This is a genomic window from Bradyrhizobium sp. Crot121 (assembly GCF_059512385.1).
The window spans coordinates 1-9,608 of sequence record NZ_JCAMOR010000139.1 but is presented as its reverse complement, the minus strand read 5'-3'; the positions used below and the strand labels follow the sequence as shown (position 1 = coordinate 9,608).

Sequence of the window (9,608 nt, the reverse complement as noted above, 5' to 3'; positions counted from 1 at the left end):
CGAAGCCAAGACGGCCAGTACGAAACAGAGCAGCCCGATCATTCCGCCAGCTTAGGCGATTCCATTACGTCATCAACTCGGATGAGGTTTTCGGTACACACAATGGGACGCCGATCGCCTATGACTCCTGGTGCCACCTGCGCAAGATGCTGGACTGGGTGGCGCTGGACCGGGCGATCCGCCTTGCGCAGAAGCGGAGCCTGCCGCTGGACCGCACCCACCTGGCCGCGGAGCGCGACCGCATCTACGAGGCCATCATGACGCGCGGCTGGGACACCGAACGACAGACCTTCGTGCAGCACTTCGGCACCAACGCGGTGGATGCATCCAACCTGATCATGCCGCTCGTCTTCTTCCTGTCGCCGACCGACCCCCGCATGCGCGGGACGCTGGATCGGACCATGGCGGAGCTGGTCTCCGACAGCCTGGTGCACCGCTACGAGATCGGCAGAGCAGCCGGCGACGGTCTGACCGGGAGCGAGGGGACGTTCAATATGTGTACGTTCTGGCTGGTGGAAGCGCTGGCCCGGGGGGCCGCGCCGAGGAGGCCCGCTTCATCTTCGAGAAGATGCTGACCTACGCCAACCACCTCGGTCCGTACGCGGAGGAGACGGGTCCGTGTGGCGAAGCACTGGGCAACTTCCCGCAGGCATTCACTCACATCGGGCTGATAAGCGCCGCATTCAACCTGGACCGCCGGCTCGGCGTGGGACCTTGAGTTAGGGACGGACCATGAGCGCGCAGGTCGCTTACCTAGGGACTTCCGTTGTTGGCCCGTTTGAGACCCTCCGGTCGGCGCTGAAGACGTCTGGGGTTGACCAGAAATCACCGCCCCGGGGCCAAACCGACGCGATCGACCGATGCTGTCGAAAAAGTCCCAAACTGCCTTACGGCTAATTTTCTGCCGAAAGACCAAACGCGCGAGGATTGTTCGTCCATATGCCCTGAGGCCAGTTGGAGAGGTCACTGGCGAGTTCATCGCTTTATGATGCTTCCCCCGACACAATTATAGTATCGCCGCACCTACGGCTCGGAAAGTTTGCGTCCAGTGATGCAAAAAGACGTTCTCGACAGCATCGGCCCAACTCGGACATTAGGACCAAACTCTGGCTGTGATGCACAACGGCTCAGCCATCGCGGATTGATCAGCTTTGGTCGCAAATGGAGTCAGTCGGCCGACTGATGAGGTTTTCGCAGAAAGCTTATCAGTTCTGCCGAGCGCGCTGGCGCGCCTTGGCAAACAGCGGGCGAAGGCCGCCTAGGCGGCCTTTCCCTCTAGCATCGGTGGCTCGTCGATGGTCCCAATCTCGGGCATGGCCAGTCCCATGATGCCGTGAAGATCGCCTACCAATCCCGCAGTCGATACGACCATCATGTTGACTTGGACCTCTCGCTTGGCCCAAGCCTTCATCATGAACTTGCGCTCTTTGTCGATATCGTCGCGCATGTCTTTAAACTGCTCAAGATGGCTTCAATCCGCTGCTTAAACCGCGCACCGGTCAGATACTGATAGACGTGTTCAGCTTTGGACTGCTGAGCAGCTTGTGAGGTGCGCGCGCCTTGGTGACTTCCAGAAGACCTTGGCGGAGCAGTCAACGCTGCTGGTCTTGCGAATCGGGGATGCGCAACATATTCCCGTTGATAATAGTCCGTTGAATATTTGCGGTTCGCGAGCAGACCGGGAATGGTGTGACCTTTGCCATCGATCTCACGGGACGCGCTCGAGCTCCCGCTTGCCTGAGTTTCTATGTCCAATCCGTCCCCGACGATAATGTAACTGTTGTTGCCTACAAAACGCTGCTCATGGTTTCATAAAACCAACTGGCCACCGGCCAAAGATCTACTGGCGCGCTAGCCAAGTGATGTCGCGCGATTGCTCGCTCTTGTGCGAGATCAATACATCCCAGATGCGGTCAGTGGTTGAGAAGCGCACATAGATCCTGCCTGCGTCGTCTTGTCCGTCGCTCATATGTCGTTCCCACCATTGCTCAAGACCTTTGAGCTTCTTCCACGGTGGAGGCAGGCGCCCAATTGCGGTGCGTAACTTCGCAGGGCCACGATAGAGCCCGACGGAGAATCCAGCCGCCACCACGTCCAGGCTGTCCCGCATCAATCGCACCTTTGGAATAAGTGCGGCCAGAACAACTTCGATCTCCTCCCGGATCTTGCCGACCCGAGGCGGTGGCCGGTCCTGACGCGCTGCGTCGAGGAGTTCCTGTGCGTCAGCCGCCGCCAAATCAGCCTGTTGCCGGGCCTCGCGTTCCAGGTCGACTGCGAGTCTGAGTCCCTCGATCTGAACCTGCGTGTCGGCTGCACTCGCCGATTCGAGTTTCAGTCGCGCGATCTCGACCCGAAGGGCTGCTTCGCGCGCTTTGGCCGATGCGAGTTCTGTAGCGATGAGCTCCGCGCGATATTCGCCTAAGGTCTTATGGCTATCTCGTTCGGTAACTTGATCGCCGAGAACATTTCTGAGAACTGTTGATAGCGCGTCGTTCGAGCCATTGACGAAGAAGATGATTCCGCCGACGTGGCCTGAGGGCGAAAACCCTGCTGGCTCTCGAATCGGCCCAGACGGAGAATTGGAGTAGATGACTGAGGAAGAGGCCGACGCCTTCGTCAAGCGCGCGATCGGTGAGGCGATGATTGCAGCGGGCTGGCGGCGCGATAGGACTTTGCACTAACGATCATTTCCGCTGAGTCTGATGAACCTCCGGTTCAACGGACCGGCTGGCTGCAGATCGATGACGTTACGAGAGCGTGTACTCACAGGCCTGGCGCCGCAGATCACGATGCGCGTGAGGTCCGCTGCGCCACTGATAGGGCACAATAGCAGATGTCACCAGAGGTCTGGGGCCAACAGCCGACGTGAGCCAGGGTGTGATAAAGCGCGACTGGTAGCGCCGCGCGATCCGTCATAGTATTCTGTAGGTCGGAGTTGCGCGCCATGGTGGAAGACCGACTCATCCGGGTCAAGCGTAGTCTGTCGGCGATATTGGCCGCCGACGTCGCCGGCTACTCGCGGCTCATGCACCACGATGAGGAGGCAACGTATGTCAAACTGACAGTGCTACTCGCCGATGCTGTCACGCCCGCGATATCCGGACACGGGGGTCGCATTGTGAAGAACACCGGCGACGGATTCTTGGCAGTATTTCCGAGCGCGGTCCAAGCGGTTCGAGCTGCTGTGCAATTCCAGACTCGCATCAAAGAACTTACAATTGCCGATGCGGAAGACATGCGTATTGCTTTCCGTGTCGGCATCAATGTCGGCGACGCGATTGTCGAGCCGCATGACGTTTTTGGTGACTGCGTAAATGTCGCGGCACGGCTTGTGAGCATCGCAGAGCCTGGCGGCATCTGTATCTCGTCTTTTGCCTACGTGCAGACCCGCGGCAAGGTCGGTGTCGAGTTCGTCGATATGGGCGAGCAAAAGTTCAAAAACATTGCCCTTCCGGTTCGAGCCTATGCCGCGGTCCTGGACGGACATAGCCGGCTGCGCAAGTCGAGCCACGCAGGGCCAGCGTTCACCGCCGAATCTCTCCATCGTTGTGCTGCCATTCGCCAATCTCAGCGGAGACACCAAGCAGGACTACTTCGTCGATGGCGTCACTGAGACCCTTACCACGGACTTGTCGCGCATCAATGGCTCGTTCGTGATCGGCCGCCACACCGCCTTTCCCTATAAAGGCAAGTCGGTCGATCTGAAGCAGGTCGGTCGCGAGTTAAACGTTAGTTACGTCCTAGAAGGGTCAGTACAGCGAGGAGGCGATCGGCTTCGCGTAAACGTGCAGTTGGTCGACGCCGAAACCCTATGGGCTGAGCGGTTCGATAAGCCGATCGCCGATCTGCTCGATATGCAAGACGAAATTGTGGCGCGGCTCGCTAACACACTAAATGCACAGCTCATTGAGGCTGAGGCGCGTCGGGCGGAACGTTCGCCGCATCCCAATTCCTTGGACCTGTATTTTCAAGGTGCTGCGTGGTTCAACAAGGGACTAAACCCCGACCACATAGAACAGGCGCGTAGCATTTTTGAGCGGGCGCTAGCCCTCGACCCCAAGAACATCGAGGCGATGGTCTGGATGGCGACGGTTGACATGGTCGTCGGCTCAACCTGGATGAGTGGCGATCGGACCGCGCGGCTCGCGGCTGCCGAGGCAACGCTGAAAGAGGCGCTGTCTCTCGCTCCGAACCATGCGTGGGCCCACGTGGCCCTGGGACACGTGCACGTTGCGACTAACCGTGTCAACCAAGGCGTCGCCGAGAGCAAGCGAGCGTTGGCGCTGGATCGCAATTTGGCGTGGGCCCATGCGCTAATCGGTCTAGCGAAGTATTGCACCGGCCAGGGGGCGGAGACTGAGGCACATGTGAACGAGGCATTTCGCCTTTCTCCGCGCGATATCTTTGCCCATCGCTGGTTCGCAATAATCGGTGCATCCAAGCTGCAGATTTCGGCCGATTCGGAAGCGCTCGGCTGGTTCTGCCGCAGCATCGAAGCCAACCGAACTTATCCCCTCGTGCATTTCTTACTCGGTGCTGCACTAGCGCTGCTGGGCTCGCTGGATCATGCGAGAGCCGCCGCAAAGGCTGGACTGACGCTTGTTCCGAGTTTCACTATCCGTCGCTACCGGGACGGCGCTTACACAGATAACCCGACCTACCTCACCCAACGCGAGCGCATCTACGAGGGCATGCGCTTGGCTGGGGTACCGGAGGAGTGATGGCGAAGTTGGATCACGAGCGGCAATGCTCCGACTGATCGGAAGACTCCGCTTGGACGTCAGAACCAGACATCTACGCCTTTATGAGTAGCACGTCCTAGTCGAGGGAGGTACTTATAACCGGCACCGCAGATCACGATGCGGGTGAGGTCGCTGTGCGCTGCGCCCTGATAGCGGCGCAATAACAGACCTCACCAGAGGTCCGGTCGGGCCAGCCTAGACCGGTCTTCTTTCCGACCGCCACAACTTTGGCCGCTCGACTACAATCGCAATCGTTTGCCGACGGACTGAAACAGCCCTGTAGTGCCGCCGGTTCAGTTTGATAGCAAAAGACTGGTAGCACGACACCAGTCAATGACGGTCGGCCATGGGTGCTATCTCCACGCCGGCTCTCCGCGACGAACTGATCAGTGCGGCGGGTTGCCGGAATTTGATGCAGAGATAGATAGCGAGAGCGACGACGCACTGGCGTATGAAGCGCGCCAGCAGCAGGAAGCCGAGGTGATGGTCGACCTGCTCGCGGTCGAAACTGGCGAAGCGGCGCTTGTGTAGCAGGCGATGGAGCAGAAGCTGCCGTTGAGCATCGGGGCGATTGCGCACCGCAGGCGATCCTGCAATGCAGGCTGCTGACGATTCCGCAGACGAACGGATCGCCGGGTTCGTCGTGGATGTCTCCTTGCGCGGACTTCGCCCGGTATTCGATCTCGGCCATAAGCTCGCGCTCGACCCAGATGCCCTTGTGCGCGATGCGCTTAGTGTATGGTTGCGCTTTCCGGATCAGCGTCGTCAGGCGCTTCTGCAGATCGGTAGCGGATGCGTTGTCGAACCGTGATCGACTTTACCCGCATAGATCAGGTCCTCGCCCTTTCGGCGGCCGACATAGATGCCGTCCCATTTGTTGCCGTCGAGCGCGAAGCCTGCGATCACCAGCATCTCCCGCTGCACGCAGGTTTTCTTCACCCAGTTGTGCCCCGGCCAGAGGTGTAGGCGCTGTCGCGCACTTTCGAGACGACGCCTTCGAGCCTGACCTTGCGGCGTGGGCGTACATCTTCTTGCCATCGACCCCGAAGCTCTCACTGAACTGGATGTCTGTATCGCCGATGATCTTCTTCAGGTGCCCTTGCGCTCGATCAGCGGCTGCTTTCGCAGATCCCGGCTGTTGAGATAGAGCAGATCGACGGCGATGGACGACGAGAAGATCGTGGAGACGTGGATGTGAACCGCATTGCATGGATCGGCTCCCTACACTGTCTCGGCCGCGAACACGATTCCGCGACCGCAAACTGGTGCAGCGGCGGTGCAGCGCACAAGTCGGGAAAGACAAGCAACCCGACCCACGAAAAAGAAACGAAAGGCGAATAACCATGCTTTCACCAAGACAGTATGAGAAGAAGCCGTGTATGCTCGCCGCGGACCACGCGTTCCGAGTGATCAGCTTGGTCACCGAGTCGTTGGAAAACGACAAGCAGGCGCGGCGTTTGATGGTGACTGTACTGATGGCGCTTCACGACGACACCGCCTTGCAGATGGCGAAACCGCGAACTTGCCGAACGGCTCCTCAAAAGCGGTAATTTCCGGCAAGGTCACGAACGCTATCAGCGACCTCGAATACAACAATGCGCAGCCACGCCAATGGCCTTCATGACATCCGAAGAGCTGGACGCGCTTACGAAGCGTCCAAGCGCGGCATCACGGCTTTTGTCGGCAACGAGATCCGGCAATTGATCGGCGAAATTCGGCAGCAATGCGACGAAGACCAGTGTTTCCAGGTTCGACATCGCCCACATTCGACGCCGCCTTTATCAAGCCTCGGAGCGCCACCGCTTGGCGTCCCGATTGCAGTTCGGAGAACGCTTCACACAATGGCGCTTGTCGGTGGACTGGCGCGGTCGGTCTCGTGCGGCTGATTGTGAGTGGGAAATGCTAGTAAAGGGCAGCCTGTTATCACGCCTGTTCGCGCTGGTAGCTGCGGCCATGCTGCCGGCAATCGCGATACAGGCGTACAACGAAATCGACCTGCGTCGCACGCGCCAAGTTGAAGTACAGGACGAAGTCCTCGGGCTCGCCAAGCTCGCCGCCGCCGAGCAGCAACAGATCGTCCAGGGCGTTCGTCAGGCTCTGATAGCGCTTTCGGAGCTTCCGGCGATCAAGGCGAAGGACGTCCAGGGATGCGACGCTTACCTTTCCAGGATCAAGCAACGATACCCGGAGTTCATCGTCTTTATCGTGGTCGACATGCGTGGCGACGCCTTCTGCGACTCAGCCAGAGAGCATAAGCCGGCTACCGCAGCTGGACGTGCCTACTTCGCCAGCGTCGTGAGAACCGGCAAATTCACAGTCGGAGAGTTCGCAATCGGCCGAACGACCGGTCGCAATGTCGTTCAGTTCGCGCTGCCATTCTACGACGACGAGGACCGCATGGGCGGCGTCGTTATAGCGGCCCTCAGCCTCGACTGGCTCGCCGACTACATCGCGAAAAAGGGCGTTCCCCCGGGAGCTGCGCTCGCCATCACGGACCGCAACGGCATCGTTCTCGCTCGCTATCCTGACAATGACGTGTTTGTCGGCAAGAAGTTGCCCGTTGGTGAAGACCCGATGCTCGACAGCGGGACCGTAGCGGACATGGTTAACATTGACGGCGTGCGAAGAATTGTCGGCTTCGCCGCTGTGGGGCAAGATCTTCTTGTCGGCTTCGGCCTCGGCAAGGCCCAGACTTTCACCAAGATCGAACATCGCACGCGACGCGACGTGTTGTTCATCATTTTCAGCGCCCTGCTTGTCTTGATCCTGACGGCGTGGGGCGCCCAGCGGTTCATCCAGCGCCCGTTTGCGCAATTGGTTGATGCTGCGAACCGATGGCGGCTCGGCGAATTCGGCCGGCGCGTGGACATCCCGGGCAACTCGGAAATCGCACGGGTCGCCAGGGCGTTCAACGCCATGGCCGATGCGCTGAAACGCCGTGAGCACGAATTGTCCGAAGCGAGGGAGCAGTTCCATCAGAGCCAGAAGATGGAGAGCGTCGGCCAGCTCACCGGTGGCGTCGCGCACGACTTCAACAACCTGCTCACGGTGGTCTCCGCGAATCTTGAACTCATCGAGGCTGGCGACGATATCGGCAAAGCTCGGCGGTTCGCCGCGGCTGCACGGCGTGCGGTCGATCGGGGAGCAAGGCTGACAGCGCAACTTCTCGCCTTCTCGCGACGGCAGGTACTGAATCCAAAACCGGTCAACGCAAACCAGCTTGTTTCCGAGTTCCAGGGACTCATTCGCAAAGCTGTCGGCGAAGCATGCCGGGTCAAGGTGTGGACCACTGAAGGGTTGTGGCTGTGCCATGTCGACCCGGCGCGACTGGAGACCGCTCTCCTCAATCTGGCCCTGAACGCGCGCGACGCCATGCCAAATGGCGGCGTGCTCGACATTGAGATGAGGAACATCGTCGTGAACGAAGGAGCCGTGGCGGGGTGCGCGCCCGGGTCGTATGTCAGGCTGTCGGTTAGAGACACTGGTTCGGGAATGCCTCCCGAGGTGGTGGACCGGGTGTTTGAGCCCTTCTTCACAACGAAGGAGGTTGGCAAAGGCACCGGGCTCGGGCTTAGCATGGTCTACGGCTTCGTCCGTCAGTCCGGGGGGCACATTGCCGTTGAAAGCGCATTGGGAAAGGGGACCACCGTCGCTCTCTACTTGCCGAAATCCACGCAAAAGACTGAGATCGAAATGGAAGAGGTCCAATCCCAAGCGTTTCCGGCCGGCTCAGAGCGAATCCTGGTTGTCGAGGACAACGACGATCTTCTGGACCTCACGTCGGCGATGCTGACCAGGTCGGGCTATCAGGTTCGTTGCGCTCGGAGCGGCACTGAAGCCCTTCGCATGCTCCAGAGCGAGGAATTTGATCTGGTGTTAAGTGACATCGTGATGCCAAACGGGATCAACGGCATCGAGGTAGCTCGCGAAGCGAGGCGATTGAACAAGCGCATCAAGGTCCTGCTTGCCTCGGGCTACGCGGGAGACGTGCTGGAGCGACATCATGCGGTGGGGGAATTTCCGATTATCGACAAACCGTTCCGCATGTCAGATTTGGCGGCGCGCTTGCGGTCAATCCTGCACGAAGGTTGAGATGATCTCCTGCCGTTGCTTTCTTGGCGCGCATGGCGCCATTAACTAGGTTTACCTGACACACCAATGAATCTAACCTGTACTTCCTTCACATTTGACGTAGGTCCCGGTTTAAAAACCTCCAAACAGCGGGGAGCAGCAGTCGACGAGCCTTGGTGGGTCAAGCTGAGAAGAACTGAGGGCGAGCAATGCTGATCGCTACTCCCTCGAACTCGGACATCGCCCGATGAAGTAACCCAGTTCGCATTTGGGCCAATACCCGACATTAACGTGAGCGATAATTTCCCAAGCATAAGCGTGGGTGCCCCGGCGCACGCGGAAATCCTCGACGACCATTCTCATCGAACAGCGGATCGAACCACCTTCGCCGCGAGCGTAGCTACAGCGCTGATCCAGCTTCCAGGGCTGATCTCTCCGGCATGCGCTCCGGAATGGCACTCGCATGCGTTGCGAAAAAGTCACAGTGCGAAATGAAACTCGGCAGTGTCACGTCGCCGCGCATTGTGCGACATGTCTCCTGCGCTAAAAATTGTGGGGCATTCGATTTCCGAGTGGACGTACAGGTCTCAGGCGGAGGCCGGTAATGGCGACAACTCGAATCCTTCTGGGTCCGGCGGCGAGCCTTTTGCTCGCAACCAGCGGAGCCGCGGGCGCTGACCTTCCTGTCAAAGCGAAGCCGATCGAATATGTGAAGATCTGCTCGGCTTACGGTCCCGGCTTCTTCTTCATCCCCGGTACCGACACCTGCATGAAGATCGGCGGCTACCTCCGGGT

The 9,608-nt window shown here is 59.3% G+C and carries 8 protein-coding genes and 2 pseudogenes; 5 read left to right on the top strand and 5 right to left on the bottom strand.

Features of this window, described 5'->3' with window-relative positions; all coding sequences use genetic code 11:
- A partial coding sequence (locus tag AC5ZGW_RS44065; RefSeq protein WP_496114119.1) for a glycoside hydrolase family 15 protein occupies positions 1-575 on the top strand: 575 nt, incomplete at its 5' end.
- A gap of 683 nt (positions 576-1,258) precedes the next feature.
- Here AC5ZGW_RS44065 and AC5ZGW_RS44060 read toward each other — a convergent pair.
- Both AC5ZGW_RS44060 and AC5ZGW_RS44055 read right to left on the bottom strand, forming a co-directional pair.
- A pseudogene (locus tag AC5ZGW_RS44060) lies at positions 1,259-1,453 on the bottom strand (DUF2130 domain-containing protein); the annotation flags it as partial.
- Positions 1,454-1,840: 387 nt separating this feature from the next.
- On the bottom strand, positions 1,841-2,620 hold the full coding sequence (locus tag AC5ZGW_RS44055; protein ID WP_130230619.1) for a hypothetical protein: 780 nt from the start codon (positions 2,618-2,620) through the stop codon (positions 1,841-1,843).
- Between the two features lie 324 nt (positions 2,621-2,944).
- Here AC5ZGW_RS44055 and AC5ZGW_RS44050 point away from each other — a divergent pair, with 324 nt between their 5' ends.
- Positions 2,945-3,613, top strand: coding sequence for an adenylate/guanylate cyclase domain-containing protein (locus AC5ZGW_RS44050; RefSeq protein ID WP_349645134.1), 669 nt, complete (start codon positions 2,945-2,947; stop codon positions 3,611-3,613).
- Positions 3,549-4,721, top strand: coding sequence for an adenylate cyclase (locus tag AC5ZGW_RS44045; protein WP_349645135.1), 1,173 nt, complete (start codon positions 3,549-3,551; stop codon positions 4,719-4,721). The genes AC5ZGW_RS44050 and AC5ZGW_RS44045 overlap by 65 nt, the downstream gene beginning before the upstream one ends.
- Positions 4,722-5,072: 351 nt before the next feature.
- Here the strand turns inward: AC5ZGW_RS44045 and AC5ZGW_RS44040 are convergent, their stop codons facing one another.
- The 3 genes and pseudogenes from AC5ZGW_RS44040 to AC5ZGW_RS44030 all read right to left on the bottom strand — a co-directional run bounded on the left by AC5ZGW_RS44040 (position 5,073) and on the right by AC5ZGW_RS44030 (position 6,508).
- Positions 5,073-5,321: a hypothetical protein gene (locus tag AC5ZGW_RS44040; protein ID WP_130230621.1), complete on the bottom strand. Its 249-nt coding sequence runs from the start codon at positions 5,319-5,321 to the stop codon at positions 5,073-5,075.
- A 19-nt stretch (positions 5,322-5,340) separates the two neighbouring features.
- Positions 5,341-5,906, bottom strand: a pseudogene (locus AC5ZGW_RS44035) (ATP-dependent DNA ligase); the annotation flags it as partial.
- A gap of 410 nt (positions 5,907-6,316) precedes the next feature.
- Positions 6,317-6,508, bottom strand: coding sequence for a hypothetical protein (locus AC5ZGW_RS44030; protein ID WP_130230623.1), 192 nt, complete (start codon positions 6,506-6,508; stop codon positions 6,317-6,319).
- Between the two features lie 133 nt (positions 6,509-6,641).
- Here AC5ZGW_RS44030 and AC5ZGW_RS44025 point away from each other — a divergent pair, with 133 nt between their 5' ends.
- Both AC5ZGW_RS44025 and AC5ZGW_RS44020 read left to right on the top strand, forming a co-directional pair.
- Positions 6,642-8,834, top strand: a complete 2,193-nt coding sequence (locus AC5ZGW_RS44025) for an ATP-binding protein (protein WP_130230625.1) — start codon at positions 6,642-6,644, stop codon at positions 8,832-8,834.
- Positions 8,835-9,417: 583 nt separating this feature from the next.
- The coding region (locus tag AC5ZGW_RS44020) for a porin (RefSeq protein WP_496114118.1) at positions 9,418-9,608 on the top strand (191 nt) is incomplete at its 3' end.

Excerpts from the sequence above, each read along its gene's own strand:
- AC5ZGW_RS44050 (WP_349645134.1), top strand. The coding sequence starts at position 2,945 with ATGGTGGAAGACCGACTCATCCGGGTCAAGCGTAGTCTGTCGGCGATA.
- AC5ZGW_RS44030 (WP_130230623.1), bottom strand. The coding sequence starts at position 6,508 with ATGTGGGCGATGTCGAACCTGGAAACACTGGTCTTCGTCGCATTGCTG.
- AC5ZGW_RS44025 (WP_130230625.1), top strand. The coding sequence starts at position 6,642 with ATGCTAGTAAAGGGCAGCCTGTTATCACGCCTGTTCGCGCTGGTAGCT.